At 53.1% G+C, this 18,027-nt stretch carries 21 protein-coding genes; 7 read left to right on the top strand and 14 right to left on the bottom strand.

The annotated features are described in order from the left end of the window. Positions 1-4 precede the first annotated feature (4 nt). Positions 5-565 (top strand): NADPH-dependent FMN reductase, encoded by a 561-nt coding sequence (locus tag AC6CHM_RS10445; protein ID WP_498173076.1) that lies wholly within the window; start codon positions 5-7, stop codon positions 563-565. A 33-nt stretch (positions 566-598) separates the two neighbouring features. Here AC6CHM_RS10445 and AC6CHM_RS10440 read toward each other — a convergent pair whose 3' ends face one another. Together AC6CHM_RS10440 and AC6CHM_RS10435 are read right to left on the bottom strand one after the other, a co-directional pair. Continuing rightward, positions 599-955, bottom strand: coding sequence for a VOC family protein (locus AC6CHM_RS10440; RefSeq protein WP_440807581.1), 357 nt, complete (start codon positions 953-955; stop codon positions 599-601). 3 nt (positions 956-958) lie between these two features. Then, entirely contained in the window at positions 959-1,369 is a 411-nt protein-coding gene (locus AC6CHM_RS10435; protein WP_498173074.1) for an SRPBCC family protein, read from the bottom strand. Positions 1,370-1,508: 139 nt separating this feature from the next. Here AC6CHM_RS10435 and fumC point away from each other — a divergent pair, with 139 nt between their 5' ends. Next, complete coding sequence (gene fumC, locus AC6CHM_RS10430) at positions 1,509-2,900, top strand: class II fumarate hydratase (RefSeq protein WP_354342457.1); 1,392 nt, start codon at positions 1,509-1,511, stop codon at positions 2,898-2,900. A 99-nt stretch (positions 2,901-2,999) separates the two neighbouring features. After that, positions 3,000-3,395, top strand: a complete 396-nt coding sequence (locus AC6CHM_RS10425; RefSeq protein ID WP_115055223.1) for a DoxX family protein — start codon at positions 3,000-3,002, stop codon at positions 3,393-3,395. A 59-nt stretch (positions 3,396-3,454) separates the two neighbouring features. Here AC6CHM_RS10425 and msrA read toward each other — a convergent pair whose 3' ends face one another. From msrA to AC6CHM_RS10395, 6 genes are all read right to left on the bottom strand, one after another. Next, positions 3,455-4,141 (bottom strand): peptide-methionine (S)-S-oxide reductase MsrA, encoded by a 687-nt coding sequence (gene msrA, locus AC6CHM_RS10420; RefSeq protein WP_370878802.1) that lies wholly within the window; start codon positions 4,139-4,141, stop codon positions 3,455-3,457. Between the two features lie 21 nt (positions 4,142-4,162). Further along, positions 4,163-4,657: a peptide-methionine (R)-S-oxide reductase MsrB gene (gene msrB / locus AC6CHM_RS10415; RefSeq protein WP_115055225.1), complete on the bottom strand. Its 495-nt coding sequence runs from the start codon at positions 4,655-4,657 to the stop codon at positions 4,163-4,165. 119 nt (positions 4,658-4,776) lie between these two features. Further along, a complete protein-coding gene (gene hisG / locus AC6CHM_RS10410) occupies positions 4,777-5,469 on the bottom strand; it encodes an ATP phosphoribosyltransferase (protein WP_307282961.1) in 693 nt (230 codons plus the stop codon). Then, positions 5,466-6,596 (bottom strand): ATP phosphoribosyltransferase regulatory subunit, encoded by a 1,131-nt coding sequence (locus tag AC6CHM_RS10405; RefSeq protein ID WP_498173065.1) that lies wholly within the window; start codon positions 6,594-6,596, stop codon positions 5,466-5,468. Before AC6CHM_RS10405 ends, hisG begins: the two co-directional genes overlap by 4 nt. A 6-nt stretch (positions 6,597-6,602) precedes the next feature. Further along, positions 6,603-8,117 carry a histidine--tRNA ligase gene (hisS, locus tag AC6CHM_RS10400; protein WP_115055228.1) on the bottom strand — a complete coding sequence of 505 codons (1,515 nt, stop codon included), beginning with the start codon at positions 8,115-8,117 and terminating at the stop codon, positions 6,603-6,605. Positions 8,118-8,204: 87 nt separating this feature from the next. After that, a complete protein-coding gene (locus AC6CHM_RS10395; protein WP_307282953.1) occupies positions 8,205-8,852 on the bottom strand; it encodes a DNA-3-methyladenine glycosylase I in 648 nt (215 codons plus the stop codon). Between the two features lie 190 nt (positions 8,853-9,042). Between AC6CHM_RS10395 and AC6CHM_RS10390 the strand changes: the two genes are divergently transcribed. Further along, positions 9,043-9,831 carry a L,D-transpeptidase gene (locus AC6CHM_RS10390; RefSeq protein WP_498173059.1) on the top strand — a complete coding sequence of 263 codons (789 nt, stop codon included), beginning with the start codon at positions 9,043-9,045 and terminating at the stop codon, positions 9,829-9,831. Positions 9,832-9,902: 71 nt separating this feature from the next. On the opposite strand, the gene glcF is transcribed toward AC6CHM_RS10390, so the two are convergent. The 3 genes from glcF to AC6CHM_RS10375 are packed head-to-tail and all read right to left on the bottom strand — an operon-like array spanning position 9,903 to position 13,946. Then, entirely contained in the window at positions 9,903-11,234 is a 1,332-nt protein-coding gene (gene glcF / locus AC6CHM_RS10385) for a glycolate oxidase subunit GlcF (protein WP_498173057.1), read from the bottom strand. Between the two features lies 1 nt (position 11,235). Beyond that, the gene (gene glcE / locus AC6CHM_RS10380; protein ID WP_498173055.1) at positions 11,236-12,447 is read right to left on the bottom strand and encodes a glycolate oxidase subunit GlcE; all 1,212 of its coding nucleotides are present in this window, start codon (positions 12,445-12,447) and stop codon (positions 11,236-11,238) included. A gap of 2 nt (positions 12,448-12,449) precedes the next feature. Further along, positions 12,450-13,946 carry an FAD-linked oxidase C-terminal domain-containing protein gene (locus AC6CHM_RS10375; RefSeq protein ID WP_498173053.1) on the bottom strand — a complete coding sequence of 499 codons (1,497 nt, stop codon included), beginning with the start codon at positions 13,944-13,946 and terminating at the stop codon, positions 12,450-12,452. Between the two features lie 158 nt (positions 13,947-14,104). On the opposite strand from AC6CHM_RS10375, the gene AC6CHM_RS10370 reads away from it, so the two are divergent. Continuing rightward, the gene (locus tag AC6CHM_RS10370; protein WP_336440564.1) at positions 14,105-14,842 is read left to right on the top strand and encodes a metallophosphoesterase family protein; all 738 of its coding nucleotides are present in this window, start codon (positions 14,105-14,107) and stop codon (positions 14,840-14,842) included. Between the two features lie 6 nt (positions 14,843-14,848). On the opposite strand, the gene AC6CHM_RS10365 is transcribed toward AC6CHM_RS10370, so the two are convergent. Then, complete coding sequence (locus tag AC6CHM_RS10365) at positions 14,849-14,992, bottom strand: hypothetical protein (protein WP_336440565.1); 144 nt, start codon at positions 14,990-14,992, stop codon at positions 14,849-14,851. 175 nt (positions 14,993-15,167) lie between these two features. Beyond that, a complete protein-coding gene (locus AC6CHM_RS10360) occupies positions 15,168-15,869 on the bottom strand; it encodes a type 1 glutamine amidotransferase (RefSeq protein WP_336440566.1) in 702 nt (233 codons plus the stop codon). 67 nt (positions 15,870-15,936) lie between these two features. Here AC6CHM_RS10360 and AC6CHM_RS10355 point away from each other — a divergent pair, with 67 nt between their 5' ends. Continuing rightward, positions 15,937-16,542, top strand: coding sequence for a hypothetical protein (locus AC6CHM_RS10355; RefSeq protein WP_498173302.1), 606 nt, complete (start codon positions 15,937-15,939; stop codon positions 16,540-16,542). Between the two features lie 4 nt (positions 16,543-16,546). Here the strand turns inward: AC6CHM_RS10355 and AC6CHM_RS10350 are convergent, their stop codons facing one another. Beyond that, positions 16,547-17,446, bottom strand: a complete 900-nt coding sequence (locus AC6CHM_RS10350; protein WP_337353630.1) for a DMT family transporter — start codon at positions 17,444-17,446, stop codon at positions 16,547-16,549. Between the two features lie 133 nt (positions 17,447-17,579). Between AC6CHM_RS10350 and AC6CHM_RS10345 the strand changes: the two genes are divergently transcribed. Continuing rightward, complete coding sequence (locus AC6CHM_RS10345; protein ID WP_336440568.1) at positions 17,580-18,017, top strand: Lrp/AsnC family transcriptional regulator; 438 nt, start codon at positions 17,580-17,582, stop codon at positions 18,015-18,017. The last annotated feature ends 10 nt before the right edge of the window (positions 18,018-18,027 follow it).

The following is an 18,027-nucleotide window of genomic DNA, read 5'->3' as shown; positions in this document are numbered from 1 at the left end:
GAAAATGGCAAAACTAAAAATCGGCGTCATCGTCGGCAGCACGCGCATTGGCCGGTTCGCCGAGTTTCCTGCCAAATGGATCGCTGACGTTGCAAGCCAACGCGATGATTTAGAGGTCGAGATTGTCGACCTGCTGGACTATCCTATGCATTTCTTTGGTGAAGAACGCAGCACGACGGCGGAAAGCGAAACCGCCGAGCGCTGGAAGAAGAAGATGCGCTCTTTCGACGGATTTATTTTCACCGTCGCAGAGTACAACCACGCGCCAACTGCCGTGCTGAAGAATGCGATAGATCTTGGTGAGTTCATTCAAAAGCCAGTCGCTTTTGTGGGATATGGTGGTGTCGGCGGTGCACGCGCCGTTGAACATCTACGTCTTATATTCGTTGAAATGGGTGCGGCATCTGTCAAGACCGGCGTCCATATTTCCTTCCCCGAATATTTGACTGTCGTTAAAGGGGAAAAGAAGCTTAGCGATTATCCGCACCTCAATGAGGCGGCAAGCGCCCAGCTTGATCAGCTTGTCTGGTGGGGCAACGCCTTGAAAGCTGCACGCGACGCCTAATGCTATTCGGCGGCTGCTTGTGCAGCCGCCTCCTTACTTGTCCGACCAGACCGCCAATTCGTAGCCTTCAGGATCGACAAAATGGAAGCGCTTTCCTCCGGGAAATTCAAATATCTCTTTTGAAATTTTTCCGCCCGCTTTTTTGACACGTTCCAGCGTATCCGCAAGATCATCGGCGAAAAGAATAACCAATGGGCCGCCAGATCTCACCCCCTCAGAATGAGCAAAACCGCCCTTGAGATTGCCGTCCGAAAACTCGCAATAGGCCGGGCCATAATCGGTGAAGGTCCAGCCGAATGCGGTGCCGTAGAAATCCTTCGCGCGCGAAATATCCTCGACGTTGAACTCGATATAGTTGATCTGTTTGTCTTGACCTGAACTATTGCTCATCCCTTACTCCAGCAATTGCGCTTCCAGCAAATCTCTCAGTTTCTGTAAGTCGCGCATAACCCATGCTGCGTCCGCAGTAAACTTTTCATCGTCAATGCCGGGCAATCGAAACAAGGTGAATATCACTTCGGAAGCATTGCCATTGGCAACGACGCGCAGGGGAATATAAACATTCTCTCCGGTTTCCGTTATTACCCAATGGTCTAACACGCCAAACTCATTATCGGGCGCAAACCGGAGACGCAGCTTTCCGGCGGGACCGTCAGCCACCCATTCATTTCCGGACTTCTGCAGGCTGGAAGTCAATCCCGATGCCCACTCCGGCAAATGCTCAGGCAAGCTTGCATAGCGGTAAACATCCTTCCAATCGCGTTGAATGGCGATCTGAAGAGTTCGTGCTTCCAGTGCTGTCATAGCTTGACCTCCCACCAGTGCTATAATCGATTTTATCTTAGCACCTTACGAAATCCAGACCAACATTCCGTGCTGGAACCTTGCCTCCCGGACCGCTTCGCAGTAGTCATTGCGCCAACTGTCACAGGAAAAATAGACGATGACTTCTACACGCACCGAAACAGACACGTTTGGTCCAATCGAAGTAGCTGCCGACAAATATTGGGGCGCACAGACCGAGCGCTCTTTGCATAATTTCAAGATCGGCGGCGAACGTATGCCCATCCCATTGGTTCGGGCACTTGGTATCGTAAAACGCGCTGCGGCAGAAACCAATATGGCTCTGGGCAAACTGGATGAAGTCACTGGCCGTGCAATTACAGTTGCCGCCGAAGAGGTTATCGAAGGCAAGCTCGATGATCATTTCCCGCTCGTCGTATGGCAGACTGGTTCCGGAACACAGTCCAATATGAATGCCAACGAGGTTATCTCTAACCGTGCTATTGAAATGCTCGGCGGAATGAAGGGCTCGAAGAAACCGGTCCATCCGAACGATCACGTCAATATGAGCCAGTCGTCAAATGACACGTTCCCGACGGCCATTCACATTGCGACGGCGGTCGAAGCGACCGAGCGTCTCTATCCTGCCCTGGCCCATCTGACTGAGGCGCTCGCCAAGAAGGAAAAGGCGTTCGCCGACATCATCAAGATCGGTCGCACTCACACACAGGATGCCACACCCGTCACACTTGGACAGGAGTTTTCGGGGTACCGCGCCGCGCTTGAATACGCCCGCAAACGCATCGAACAGAGCTTGGCGGACGTTTTCCTGCTGGCGCAGGGCGGTACTGCTGTCGGCACAGGGCTCAATGCTCCGGCTGGCTTCGATACCGGCTTTGCTGAAGCTGTGTCAGACATAACGGGATTGCCGTTCAAGACGGCTCCAAACAAATTTGAGGCTCTGGCGAGCCATGGCGCGTTGGCGAATTTCCATGGCAGCCTGAATGCGCTTGCTACTGATCTTTTCAAGATTGCCAATGATATTCGCTTTCTGGGATCAGGGCCCCGTTCGGGTCTCGGTGAGTTGAAATTGCCAGAAAACGAACCTGGTTCCTCGATTATGCCAGGCAAGGTCAACCCAACCCAGGCGGAAGCACTGACGATGGTTGCAGCACAGGTTTTCGGTAATCAAACTACCGTTACAGTGGCAGCGAGCCAAGGCCACTTTGAACTGAATGTGTTCAAGCCGGTTATCGCGCTGAATGTACTCCAGTCCATTCGCCTCCTTGCCGATTCGATGGTGTCATTTGCCGATAATTGTGTTGAGGGCATCGAAGCCGACGAAGTTCGCATCAAGGATCTGCTCGAACGTTCGCTCATGCTCGTCACTGCGTTGGCTCCGGCCATCGGATACGACAATGCGGCCAAGATCGCCAAGACAGCGCATAAGAACGGGACGACTTTGCGTGAGGAAGCGCTTGCCAGCGGACATGTGTCAGCCGAGGACTATGATCGTCTTGTGCGGCCGGAACGGATGATCGCTCCGGAATAAGCAGTGGATTTGATGAACAATCTGTTGTCGAAAAAGTGACTTTAGTAAACAGTATGCATCGCGTACTGACCGCGCAGTCACTTTTTTGGAGAAAAATCTATGTCTAACAATGGCATTCTGGTTCTGATCGGTCGCATTCTGCTTTCGGTCATGTTTATCATGGCTGGCTGGGGCAAGCTAACAGCTATCGGCGGTACTGCTGCCTATTTTGGCGGCATGGGTTTGCCAGCGCCAACAGTTGTTGCGGTTCTTGTCGGTCTGCTTGAATTCTTCGGGGGCATTGCAGTTCTCGTTGGCTTCCAGACCCGTATTGCAGCTCTCTTGCTTGGCCTCTTCACTTTGGCCGCCACGGCGACTGCTCACCTGAACTGGGCTGGCGATGCCGGCATGACCCAATTCATGTTCTTTCAGAAAAACCTGGGCGTAGCTGGTGGTTTCTTTGTCCTGGCTGCTTATGGAGCTGGTGCACTTTCAATCGACGCAAAGCGCGGTTAAACGAAAATATCATTCGCTTATAAAGGCCGCTTCACGCGGCCTTTATTTTTATTGTTGCGTCAATTGGTAGGCTGGACTTCACTCACAAGCACCGGCTTTTCCCGATATTCCTGCGGAAAGAGCTTGCTCAAGTTTTTGATCTTGGGCAGATCATTGTAGACGATATAGGGCTGCGTCGGATTAATGGTCGCATAATCCTGATGATAGGCTTCTGCCGTGTAAAAAGCCTTGAGAGGCTCGACCTTGGTCACTATCGGATCTGAATAGACCTTGGCTTTGTCGAGCTGGTCTATATAGGCCTTCACCACTTTTTCTTGATCTACGCTGGTCGTGAACACTGCAGAGCGATATTGCGTGCCCGTATCTGGTCCTTGCCGGTTCAGTTCGGTTGGGTTGTGAGCGACAGAAAAATAGACCTGTAAAATCTTGCCCAGGCTGACGGTCTTTGGATCAAACGTGACCTCAACCGCTTCCGCATGGCCGGTATCGCCGCCGCTCACAAGATCATAATTCGCAGTGCCCTTTTCTCCACCCGAATAACCTGACACAGCGTTTGTGACGCCCTTCATGTGCTGGTAAACACCCTGAACGCCCCAAAAACATCCGCCGGCAAGCACGATTTTTTCAGTTCCGGCCGCTATTGACTGATCCATCGCTGGCGGAGGCACCATCGTGACGCTTTCCGCGAATGCCATAGCTGGGGCAAATAGCAAGGTAGTTGCAAGTAACAAGTAACGAAGTTTCATTTGTTTTTCCTTCGAAATAGCTTAGGCAGCAGCGGGCATGAATTTCATGGCAACACCGTTCATGCAGTAGCGAAGACCGGTGGGTTGCGGGCCATCGTCGAAGACATGCCCTAGATGGCCACCGCAGCGATGACACTCCACCGCCGTACGCACCATGCCGAACGAGTTGTCGGATTTCTCGATCACCGCACCTTTTATCGGCTGCCAGAAGCTGGGCCAGCCAGTACCACTGTCAAACTTCTTTTCGGATTCAAAAAGCTGCTGATCACAGCCAGCGCAGGCAAATATGCCTTTACGTTTTTCATGATTTAACGGGCTGGTGAAGGGCGCTTCCGTGCCTTCCTGACGCAGCACATCATACTGCTCCGGCGTCAGAAGTTTCTTCCATTCAGCATCCGTGTGTTCAATTTCGAATGTACCCGTAGCGTGAGCCTTGGGCATGGTCGCAAAGCGCGCGGCAACAACTGCACCAAATGTGGCCACAGCGCCTCCGAACAGGGTTCGACGTGTCATCATGGATAAGCTCCCTGCATGATGATACCGAATTATTTCGGCTTCATGCAGGGAAATACGAAGGAAGAACCCAAAAGGTTACGTTCAACCGGACGGATCACAGAGAGTTGATGGATTTACAGTTAACCGAGCGCTGCCTTTATGCGCTGCGATAGTTCTGATACAGCCTTGGCGTCTGCTGCCGCACGCGAAGAAATCAAACATGCCTGCGACTTCAGGATGACGCCATCTTCCAGAATTTTGAGCTGATTGGCACGCAGCGTAGACCCTGTCGATGTAATATCGACGATGATATCTGCCGACCCGGAAGCAGGAGCACCTTCGGTTGCGCCAAGGCTCTCAACGATGCGATAAACCTGGATACCGTGCATCTGTGAGAAAAATTGCTGGGTTAACCGCCAATATTTTGTTGCAATACGCAAACGACGACCGTGGCGCTGACGGAAATCGGCAGCAACGTCATCAAGGTCCGCCATGGTAGATACGTCGTACCAAACCTCTGGCACAGCGACGATCACATCCGCATGGCCAAAGCCAAGCCGTGCCTCGATTTGCACCCGATCATCGGCGGAAGACAGGGTTTCACGAATGAGGTCTTCGCCGGTTACACCAAGATCGACGCTGCCATATCCCAGTTCACGGGCAATCTCGGAAGCAGAAAGGAAAAGAATGTCAATTTGGCCCTCGCCCGCTACCTGCGCCCTGTAGTTACGCTGATCACTCGGAAGGAGGACTTCCAAACCGGCTTTCCTGAGTACTTCAAGAGCCTGCTCCTTAAGCCGCCCCTTTGATGGAAGTGCTAATGTGATGGTCATTTTGCATCTCCAGCTATCTGCTCGAGACGGTCAAGCCAGATGGAAAAGCCCACACCCGGGATCGAACCGACAGCACCAAGCATCGTCAGCAGCCGATCATAACGGCCGCCGCCAACGATAGCACCAATTTCGGCATTGCTCACTGCACGGGTTTCGTAGACCAGACCCGTATAATAATCGAGCGGACGCCCAAACGAAGCGTCGTAGATGATGGTTTCATCTCCGATACCCGCTTCCACGATCGATACAGAACGCGCCTCGAATTGTTCCAAAGCTGGACCCAAATCGAATTCATTTGCCCGCGCATATCGCAACAGATGCCCCGCTGCTGATTGCAAAGGAATGCGGATCGCCAGAAAATCCTGAAGTGCCGAAATCGCCTTGGGCTGCAAGCGCACGGAAGCAAGGGCCACTTTATCGATGAGACGGCGAGCAATTTCAACAGGTGTACGACCTGCCCCTGGAGAAATGCCAGCCGACTCCATATCCTTTTCCAATTCGGCGGCGAGCGCGGCCTCGTCACCTTTGGCAACCAGCGCTGCAAGATGGACCGGCAGATCGCCATTTTGTTTGTCGGATGACAAATCCTTCAACAAGCCCTTGAGCTGATCAGGATTGCCGAAAGCCCGGACAAGCTTTTTTTGCCAGCCGCGTGGCAGGCCGAGAGCTGCCAGAACCGCTTCAAAGATCGCTTGGTCTCCAAGCAAGGTTTCCAGCTGGGCATCAGGCGCAACGAGCCTTATGGAAGCCAGAGCGTCCGCTAGAGAGCGTGCATCGGCTCGGGCGCGATTGGCATCGCCCAAATCTTCAATACCCGCTTGGAAGAACTCATTGCCACCATCGCGCCGCTGGCGGAATACCTCGCCTAGATAAGCATAACGTTTTGGCGTCGCAGCATTGAGTTCGATATGATTGCGACAGACCGGGATTGTAAATTCAGGGCGCAGACACAGGCTTTGGCCTGTTTCATTCTCCGTGAGGAAAATCCTTCGGCGCAAATCTTCACCAGCCATATCCAGAAACTGGTCCGCAGGCTGGATGACAGGAATATCGACAAGTTCCGCTTCCCTGCTCGCTATCAACGCGGCAAGTCTATCGCTAAATAAAGGAGCACGGGAAGCAACCATCCGAGCTTACGAGGCCTTTGCTGCGTTGACGCGATCTTGGGCCTGCGCATCGAGAATCTTACGCACCTCCGCGATAATATCGCTTTCCTTTGCCGTGATCTGTGCAGGGCGGCTTTCGCGCCAGGTAATATTATCCTCGATTTCGGCCGATAAACGTGCGCCTTCGATCAAATCCTTGATCTGCACCTCGCCAAGATCACGTTCCTGCGAACCCTGAATGATGACGCAGGGAGCGCCGCGACGGTCCGCATATTTCATCTGCGGCTTCATGCCTGAGCCACCAAGATACATTTCGGCACGGATACCGGCCTGCCGCAGATCGGATACCATTTTCTGGTAGCGGCCAAGGCTTTCCGTATCGCGGTCCATGACCATCACGACAACAGGTCCGATATTGTCGGACATATCGAGCTTTCCGAGATTTTTGAGCGCGGTCATCAGGCGGGAAACACCGATAGAAATACCTGTTGCCGGCACGGGTTCAGAGCGAAAACGCGAAACAAGTCCATCATAGCGTCCGCCGCCTCCCACCGAGCCGAAACGGACAATCTGGCCATCTTCGTTTGGAATTTCAGCAAGAAGCTCCGCTTCGAAAACGGGGCCGGTATAATATTCAAGACCCCGCACGACGGATGGATCAATCTTGACGCGGCCATCATAACCAGCGGCAGAACAAAGCGCTTCTATTGTACCCAGTTCAGCGACGCCCTCTGCGCCTTTATCATTGCCGGTGACAACTTTTTCCAGATTGGCAATAGTAGCACTGCCCGTCGCAGCGCCTGCCGCAGTGAAATCAAGAACCTGCTTGATAGCGGCCTCATCCAGGTTTGCACCTTTGGTGAAATCGCCGCTTTCGTCTTTGCGGCCTTTTCCAAGCAACTCACGAACGCCCTCGACACCGAACTTATCAAGCTTGTCGATGGCGCGCAGCACAGTCAGGCGTCTGCCTGCATTCTCATCGCCGCCGAGCCCAATCGCCTCAAGCACCCCATCAAGAACCTTGCGATTATTGACGCGGATTACGTAGTCGCCGCGCTGAATGCCGAGCGCCTCCATGACGTCAGCCATCATCATGCACATCTCGGCATCGGCCGAGACATTGGGCGCACCCACCGTATCCGCATCGAACTGCATGAACTGACGGAAGCGGCCGGGGCCTGGCTTTTCGTTACGGAATACCCATCCAGCCCGGTAGCTGCGATATGGCTTCGGGATGCTTTCGTAATTTTCGGCGACATAGCGCGCCAACGGCGCGGTCAAGTCATAGCGCAGCGAAAGCCATTGCTCATCATCGTCCTGAAACGAGAACACGCCTTCATTCGGGCGATCCTGATCAGGAAGGAATTTTCCAAGCGCATCGGTATATTCAATCAATGGCGTTTCAACTGGCTCAAAACCATAAAGCTCATAGACTTTGCGGATTTCCGCCATCATTTTTTCGGCGGCGCGCAAATCATCCGGTGTCCGGTCCACGAAACCGCGCGGCAGCCGCGCTTTTACCCTGTCTGCCTTGGTTGCCATGATGATGATCCGATATCCTGAGATGAAGCTGATTGCCGAAGCGGGTTTGCTCTAGCTTATCAGGCTCCCAAGGGCAAGGATTGAACGTTATTTGGGCCTTTTGAAACTTGCACGGATGGTTTCAATTTCCTGACGACATTTGCAGCCCTCGATATGATCATTCACGAGACCCATCGCCTGCATATGCGCATACATTGTTGTTGGCCCCACGAAACTCCAGCCGCGCTTCTTCAAATCCTTGGAAAGACGCGTTGACGTCGGTGATGTGGGATTGGCCACGAGGGTTGCATAATCGACAATCTTGGGGCGCTCGTCTGCGGGCGGCTCAAACGACCAGAAATAGGCGGCAAGCGAGCCGGTTTCTTTAACCAGTTCGATAGCGCGATTGGCATTGTTGATAGCAGAATTTATCTTGCCGCGATGGCGGATAATGCCAGCATTACCAAGCAGCCGTTCGACATCCTTATCGGTATACCGGGCGATCTTGTGATAGTCGAAACCATCAAAAGCTTCGCGAAAATTCGCGCGCTTGCGCAGAATTGTCAGCCATGAAAGCCCGGATTGAAAACCTTCGAGGCATATTTTTTCAAACAGTCGCGTGTCGTCCGTTACCGGCCTGCCCCATTCATTGTCGTGGTAGCGAATATATTCAGGCAAAGCACCAGGCCAGAAACAGCGCGTAGCGCCGTCATCACCTTTTATCAGGCCGGTCTTCACGGGAACATCTTCAGTCATAACCAGTCCTCTTTACTTTTTACCGGCGATTAACCAGCTTGCAACACGCTTCGGTAACCATACCAAATGGTTTCCGCCCAAAATTGCGCTTTATCGATTCTCGTTCACTTTTTTCTACCCTGCCACTGGCAAACTCAATCCGAAACCTGACAAAACCTGTCAGCAGAGTTATATTACGAGACTGAGTTCCATGAAGTCTGCGCGCCTGCTTTTGCTATCCTGCATTGGCCTTACCATCGCCTCCGGCGCATTTGCCAGCGAACGTTATGCTACCCGCCCGCCTGTGGTCATGAGTCCTGACTTATCGGCTCCATGGGTTATGCAACTACGCCAGCGACCTGTCGGCACACCGGTCAATCCGCGCGGATATGTCGTTTTTGACGAGCAGCCCAGCCCACGTGCCAAGCAACGCGAACGCCGAGCAGCGCGTAAAAACCTTAGCTCCAATCCTGCTGTGCGCGAAGTTTCGTTTCAGCGCCCCACCGTTCCATCAACTGACGCTAAACCAAAAAAACGGGAAATGGACGCGAAGTTCCTGCCGCAGAGCGTAGCTTATGATGGTCCTGAGCAACCCGGAACAATTGTCATCGATACGGCGCAACGTTTTCTCTACCTGGTCGAAGCCGGTGGAACGGCGCAGCGATACGGCGTCGGCGTTGGCAAAGAAGGCTTTGGCTGGTCCGGTACGAACACGATAAGTCGCAAAGCAGAATGGCCGTCTTGGTACCCGCCAGCCGAGATGATCAAACGTGAGAAACGCAAGGGCCGTATTCTACCTGCGCATATGGAGGGTGGCGTTGAAAATCCTCTTGGCGCCCGAGCGCTCTATCTAGGATCCACGCTTTACCGTATTCACGGGACAAATGCGCCATGGACGATCGGTCAGTCCGTGTCGAGCGGCTGTATTCGCATGCGCAACGAAGACGTCACCGATCTCTATGAGCGGGTGAATGTTGGTACAAAAGTTATCGTCAGATAAGGTTACGGGGGCCGGCATCAGGGGTGGTGCCGGAAAAGGCAGCGGCGCATTTTTAAATGCGTCGCTGCCCTTTATTCAGCAATGTTAAGCACAGGCTTGGCTTGCGGGACGCATGAAGGTTGCGGACCGCCATAAGCCCAATCCAGCAACTCTACCGTATGGACAATCGGCAATCTGGTTCCACTCGCAATCTGGGTAATGCAACCTATATTGCCCGTTGCAATCAAGCTGGCTCCGGTGGCCTCTATATTCTTGACCTTGCGGTTCCGAAGCGTGCGGGCGATTTCGGGCTGCATGATGTTATAGGTGCCAGCCGAACCGCAACAGAGATGACCTTCAGCGGGTTCCTTGACAATAAAACCGGCGGCCTTCAGCAAATCCTTTGGCTGACGGGTAATTTTTTGGCCATGCTGCATGGAACAGGCGGAGTGATAGGCAACTGTGACCCCCGTTTGATACGCAGCCTCTGGTAAATCCAGCATTGTCAGATACTCGGTAACATCTTTTGCCAAGGCAGAGATGCGTGCGGCTTTCTCTTTATAGGCAGCGTCAAGTCGCAGCATATAACCATAATCCTTGATCGTCGTCCCGCAGCCCGAAGCCGTGATGACGATCGCATCAAGGCCACCATTCTCAAGCTCACGCGTCCATATATCGACATTCCGGCGGGCATTTTCCAAGGCAGCTTCCTCGCGTCCCATATGGTGCACGAGCGCGCCACAACAGCCCTCGCCTTTTGGTACAGTTACCTCAATGCCAAGCCGGGTCAGCAGCCGGATCGTTGCCTCGTTAATTTCGGGGGCAAGGACTGGCTGCGCGCAGCCGGTTAAAATGGCGACTCGTCCCCTTTTTGCTGTTTTCGCCTTGTGCGTACCCGCTTCTGCATAGGGGGATTTTGCAGCAAGCGATTTGGGTGCAAGTTCCAGCATTGCAGCCATGGGCTTCAAAGCCGCAACGGATTTGAACAGAGGGATCAACGGCCTGCCAAATCTGGCTGCCGTCACTGCAAGGCGGAAACGCGACGGATAAGGCAGAACCAGCGCAAGCAGGGCGCGCGTCAGACGATTGATGAATGGCCGTTTATAGGTTTTCTCGATATGCGCCCGGGCATTGTCCACCAAGTGCATATAATTTACACCGGAAGGACAGGTTGTCATGCAGGCAAGACAGGACAGACACCTGTCCACGTGCTTGACGATCTGCTCATCCGCCGCCCTCCCATTTTCAAGCATGTCCTTGATCAGGTAAATGCGCCCACGCGGGCTATCGAGTTCATTGCCTAGCGTGACATAGGTAGGACAGGTCGCGGTACAAAATCCGCAATGCACACATTTGCGCAGTATCTTTTCCGACTCTGCGACACCGGGATCAAGCAATTGCTCGGGAGTAAAGTTGGTTTGCATCCTACACTCCTGAAACCATGCGACCGGGATTAAATATGCCGCTGGGGTCAAACTGTTGTTTCAACCTTTTCGACAGGGCTGCCAAAGGCGCGGGTTGCGGTTCGAATACGGGCAATGCGGCACGCAGAGCCACTGAAGCACGCACCAATGTTGCGTGACCTCCGCCATACTTTGCAACAAGCGCACGGACAGCCTCTGCCTCCGGATCGCCTTCCATCCGCAGCCAGATCAAGCCGCCCTGCCAGTCATAAAACGCGTCGACCGCCGCGCCCATGCGAAGAGAGGCAACCAGTTTGTAAGCCTCCATCGGCGCCATCGACACCCGCCAGACCGGACGCTCCGTTCCATCCGCGAATGGTATGACATCGCGGATTTCGCGCCACAGATTTCGGGATATATCTTCGCTCAACGTGTCAACCGTACCCGCTGACGCCAATAGTTTTTTTAGCATTTCCGCGCGATCGGCGACGGAAGGCGCAAAACCTTCAAGACGAAGCAAGGTCGAGGCTTCACCTTGAAGGGTACCGCCAATCACACGGCTGGCGACATTGCCGGGTAGATGCGCCGCGGAAGCCACCTCTCCGCTTGAACCCATTGCAATCGCCATCGCCCGGGCGGCTTCATCGTCGGCTAATCCGCGCAGTACCAGAGTGGTCTCAGCTTCGGGCTTGGGCAGAACTTTAAATGTGATTTCTGTTGCAACACCCAAGGTTCCCCACGAATGTGCCATGCCTTTCGAAAGATCATAACCCGTCACGTTTTTTACGACACGGCCACCTGACTTGAACAATTCGCCTCGCCCGGAGACAACCCGCACACCCAAGACGTGATCGCGCGCTGAGCCCGCCTTAAGGCGGCGGGGGCCGCAAAGATTTGTCGCAAGCAGGCCGCCAAGACTGCCCTGCCCCGCAGCTTTACCAAGCAATGGCCCATAATCCATTGGCTCAAACTGAAATGCCTGACCGCTGGCAGCAAGCAGTGCTTCCAGTTCAGCCACCGGTGTTCCGGCCTTTGCCGCCAGCACGAGCTCGTCGGGCTCGTAGAGTGTCACGCCCGAATAGGTTGATAAGGCGATCGTGTGTTCCGTTTGCAAAGGACGTCCGAGTTCGCGCTTGGAGCCCTGACCGATGATCTCAATCGGGGCTTGTTCAGACAGCGCCCATTGCACGATCTCGACAATCTCATCTTCGGAGTGGGGATTGAATGTGCTCAAGTTCAGAATCTCGGTATATCTGGAAATGGCACCTTACCTCGATGCACATGCATCCGGCCAAGCTCCGCACAACGATGCAACTGCGGAAAGACTTTGCCGGGATTTAACAAGTGCCGTTCATCGAAAGCGCACTTGACGCGGATCTGTTGATTGAGATCGATCTCGTTAAACATTTCCGGCATGAGGTCACGCTTCTCAACACCGACCCCATGTTCGCCGGTCAATACGCCCCCAACTTTTACGCAAAGCCGCAATATATCCGCACCGAAGCTTTCTGCCTTGTGCAATTCGTCCGGGATATTGGCGTCATAAAGGATGAGCGGGTGGAGATTGCCATCGCCTGCATGGAAAACATTGGCAACGCGCAAGCCATATTTCTCAGAAAGCTCGCGCATCCCGGCAAGGACTTTCGGCAGCTCTTTTCGCGGGATTGTGCCATCCATGCACAGGTAGTCGGGCGAAATACGACCAACCGCCGGGAAGGCAGCCTTGCGCCCTGCCCAAAATGCCATGCGCTCCTCTTCGCTCTGCGATATGACGCAAGTCGTCGCGCCATTCTTGCGACCGATGGCTTCAACCATAGTTATGAGGTGGTCAACCTCAACGGCCGGCCCGTCCAATTCGATAATGAGCAATGCTTCAACGTCAAGAGGGTAGCCCGCATGAACGAAATCTTCGGCCGCGTGGATCGCCGGCCGATCCATCATTTCCATACCACCTGGAATTATCCCCGCTGCAATAATTTCTGCCACGCATTGTCCGGCCTGCTCGCTTGTAGCAAAGCCTACCATAAGCGCACGTGCTGTCGTTGGCTTTTGCAAAATGCGAACGGTAACTTCAGTGACAACCCCGAGCAAACCCTCCGAACCGGTCATGAGTCCCAAGAAGTCATAGCCTTCGCTATCGAGATGCTTACCGCCAAGCCGAATGACTTCCCCGGTTATCAGCACCATCTCCAGACCCAGAACATTGTTTACTGTCAGCCCGTATTTCAGACAGTGAACGCCGCCGGAATTTTCTGCAACATTGCCTCCAATCGAACAGGCAATTTGCGAAGAAGGATCAGGCGCATAATAAAAACCTTCATGTTCTACTGCCTTGGTTATTCCCAGGTTGGTGACGCCCGGCTGCACAACAGCGGTTCTGTTGGGGTAATCAATCTCAAGAATGCGGTTGAAGCGGGTCATGACCAGAAGCACCGCATCTTCCAAGGGTAAAGCTCCACCAGACAATGATGTGCCAGAGCCGCGCGGAACAACCTTCACATTGTTTTCATAGCAATATTTGAGAATGAGCGAGACCTGCGCCACGGTCTGGGGAAGTACCACAACAAGCGGCAACTGGTGATAAGCAGTCAGCGCATCCGATTCGAATACGCGCATTTCGTTCGTGGCATCAACGACGCCTTCGCCCGGAACAATTGCCTGCAGGGCTGCAACAATAGCTGCACGACGCGACATGGTTGCTTCGTCAGCCTTTGGCATAACAAGTCCCGGCATTGTTCCTCCCAGTCACAGTCTTCGGAAAGAGCTATAACATCCCAATGATCCGCTTAGACTGCGTCATGCTGTTCCAGTGGTCAATTCAGACATTCATATTTGTTAAAGCATCAAACCGTGCCAAGATTTGATTTCGAAACAGCTTTCAATGACGGATCATGAAAACAGTCGATTTCAAACATGCCCGGGGTCCCGATAAATTGCGCATCTATGCCATAGGCGACGTGCATGGCAGGCTTGATCTTTTGCAAGAGATGCATCGACGTATCTACATGGAGAATGAAAAGTCACCGCCCTTTGATTGGGTGGTTGTGCATCTTGGCGATTATGTTGATCGGGGACTTCACTCCTGCGGCGTCATCGATTTCCTGATCAATGGACAACGCAAAAATCATCGAATACTTGCCCTGGCCGGCAATCACGAAGTTGGTTTTGTTGATTTTCTCAATACTGGCGACGCTTACGGTGTTTTTGCTCGCTGCGGCGGTCGCCAGACGGGGTTGTCCTATGGTGTGAATATTGATTTCAACAATGAACTGTCGGTCGCATCAGGTCATGAAGCATTGAAGCGCGCTGTGCCGAACAGCCACTTGGATTTTATCAGACGACTACCCCGATCAATGATCTTTGGAGATTTTTTCTTCTGCCACGCCGGTATTCGCCCCGGCATTGCGCTTGAACGACAGAGTCAGGAAGATTTGATCTGGATCAGGTCCGAATTTTTGGATGATCAACGGCCTCATTCCAAAATCATCATCCACGGGCATACGCCAGCGACCGAGGTCGAAATCAGGCCAAATCGAATTAATTTGGATACTGGTGCCTATGCCAGCGGACGGCTTAGCGCGATTATGATCGATGGGCCGAACAAGACGTTTCTTGAAGCGACCGTATAATCGAGCCTATCGGCGAAACGACGTGCTGATCCCGTATCCATCGCTTGATACCGGATGCCCGCCAGCATCAACGGAAAACAAACCAACGCCCATGAACAAAATAGCTGACAGCATAAAGGCGGTCAAAAGGGCGGCACTTTTGGTGGTCATCTTAGGCGTTTCCGTTGCTAGCTTTGTTCTGGCTTGATGCCAGTTGTGCGTGTGCCCACTAAAGGACACACTCGTTACCAACTAGTGAATTGAAGACACGTTCCACATATTTGAGCAGCGTTGAAGCGATTCAGGATACACATGTTGCATAGCTGCAACTAAAGCCGGATGCCCGCTATCGGATCAGCGCTACCCACGCACGAGCCAGAGCGAGTCCTGCTGCGTCTGCAGCAGCACCATCCTTCGCAACGTTACCGGCATAATTAGCAAGCCAATTCGGATAACTTTCAACTATCTGGTCATGGAACACGTGTTTCCATTCGTCGACAAGGCGCGTGTCAGCCTCAAAGTGAAATTGGATACCGTAGACTGCCCGACCGATCCGGAAGGCTTGATTGGTTGTCATCTGGCTTAGGGCGAGATGTGTTGCCTGCTCCGGCAGCGTAAAAGTATCGCTGTGCCAATGAAAGATCGGAAATCGCTCTTCGACGGCGGAGAGCACCGGATCCGACGCAGCCTCAGCCGTGCAGATCACGTCTTGCCAGCCAAATTCCGCTGGACGGCCAAGAATGTTGGTAGCGCCATAGCCCCGCGCCACCAATTGGCTACCAAGACATATGCCAAGAACCGCCTTGTCCGCATCGCCAAATTTTTTGATGAGATCAGCGAGTTGCGGGAGATAGGGATATTCTTCGTCAGCCAGGGCATTTTGATCACCGCCAAGGACGACAATCGCGTCGTGATCGTCATGGCTGCTCGGCAAAGCTTCGCCAAGATAGGCGCTGCGAAGGTCAATCGAGGCATTGGCCTCATTTAACGCGGTGCCAACCTGTCCAAGTCCGGTATTGTGATAATTCTGAACGACAAGAACGTGCATGGCGACCCTGATGTGTATTGACTATGTTCCCGGATAGCATGAGGACTCAATGACCGGAAGCCGCAAGATGCCCCTGCAAAATCGTGTCACACCCTTTGGCGACATTATTGCTGTAACACAACGCGGCTCGCTGATGGGAAACCGCGGCATTATCCATGACCCCGCTACTAAAACGCTCTTAAAAAGGCGATGGTCATCGCGCGCCTGGATCATCTGCGTTTGCCAGTTCAAGAATGTACGGCGCGATGTGATGGCGCGCCGAAGCTGGACTGAGCTGTTCTTTCTCGATGAAGCTACCGCTCTTAGCGCGGGGCATCGCCCCTGCTTCTACTGCCAGCGGCAAAGAGCCAAAGAGTTTCAAGCGGCCTGGGCTGATGGAAACGCAACCGAGCTGCCATCTGCACCACAGATGGATGCAATACTCCACGGCGAAAGGCTTGATCAAAAGGGCCGCAAAAGACACCACCCACTCAAAAGCGCAGTTCGCGACCTGCCCGATGGAACCATGCTGGCCAGCGGAGCCAATGCTTTTCTGGTCAGAAAGGGGGAGACGCTGCTCTGGTCTTGGGAAGGCTATTCATCGGCTGAAATCGAATTATCCAAGGCAACCTTGCTTACACCGCCTTCCACAGTTCAGGCTCTCAGAGCAGGCTTCACACCGCTTACGAGATAAGACTTCAAATTTTTGCATTGACAATCACCGGCCTGCGAAAGCTCCAGCCCAGACTTGTTCCGGCAGCGGCAATCAGAATTATCGCTGAGCCTAGTAGCTGACTTGCCTGCAAAGCATGACCGAAGGCAAAATAATCAACCAGAATGGCGGCCACCGGATAAATGAAGGATAGCGAGCCAGTGATGTGGGTGGGTAGTCTCTGTATAGCGCTGTACAGCAGGATATACATTAGCCCGGTATGCACGATGCCTATGGTTATGATGCTCGCCCACTCACCCGTACTTTGTGGCAGAGTAGTAAAATCGGCAAGGGGCGCGAGCATCACAATGCCGACGCTCACTTGGATCAGCGCTATCAAATGCGGCGGGGTGCCTCTCAACCGTTTGGCGACGATCGCTGCTATGGCATAGAGAAATGCCGCGCCGAGCGCCAAAGCAATACCGGCCATGTAGTCAGATCCGCTATAGATTCCACCTGGCTTCGCCTGCACGATCAACAACATACCCGCAAATGCGAGTGCCAGCCACGCCAGCTTTGTAACTGTGAGCTTTTCCTTGAACATTAATGCTCCCAAACCGACGAGCATGAACGGCTGTACATTATAAACTGTGGTGGCGATTGCGATGGATGCGCGCGGGTAGGCAGCAAACAGCAGAACCCAATTAAGCACAATTGCGACACCGCCTATCATGGCCAATCCCAGAATTTTCAACGAGATCACATTAGGGCGAAGCAAACCCAAAGCGCCGCAAATAAGCAGCAATGTCAACGCGCCTATGGCGCAGCGCCAGAACACCACGGAGAAAACAGGTTGACCTGACATCAATACGAACCAGCCAATCGTACCGGAAATGACCATTGCTGCGGTCATTTCCAAACTGCCTCTGACGATATCTCTTTCCATTGCCTGTTCTCCTTAGCTGTTAAGGAACAGACTATGCGGCGGCTTCGGGAATTGATATGATTTTGAGACAGGAATATTGGCGTTCAACCTTTTTAATGAAGGCTATTTTAGCTAAGAGCCTTACGGAAAAAACATGCTTGATGAACTCGACAGGACCATTATCGAAATTCTGGTTGACGACGCGCGTATCTCTTTGAAAGAGCTCAGCCAAAAAGTGGGTCTATCATCGCCGAGCGTTTCAGAACGACTGCGACGACTGGAAGAAAAGAAGGTCATCCGCGCCTTCACTGTCGATATTGACCCACAGACATTAGGCTATAATCTGACTGCAATTGTGCGGGTACGGCCGCTCCCCGGCATGATCCACATCGTGGAAAAGCTGATCCAGGAAACACCGGAAATTACCGAATGCGATAAGGTCACAGGTGATGATTGCTTTATCGGCAAATTACAGTTCCGAACAATGCAGCAATTGGACAGCATCCTTGACCGCTTGGCCGAAAAGGCTGAAACAAACACTGCAATTGTCAAATCCTCGCCGGTAAAACGCCGCTTGCCACCCCTCGCCTGACGCCCGGAGC

The sequence above is a fragment of the Phyllobacterium sp. GQ127 genome (assembly GCF_059758635.1).
This window is presented reverse-complemented; position numbering and strand designations above follow the sequence as displayed.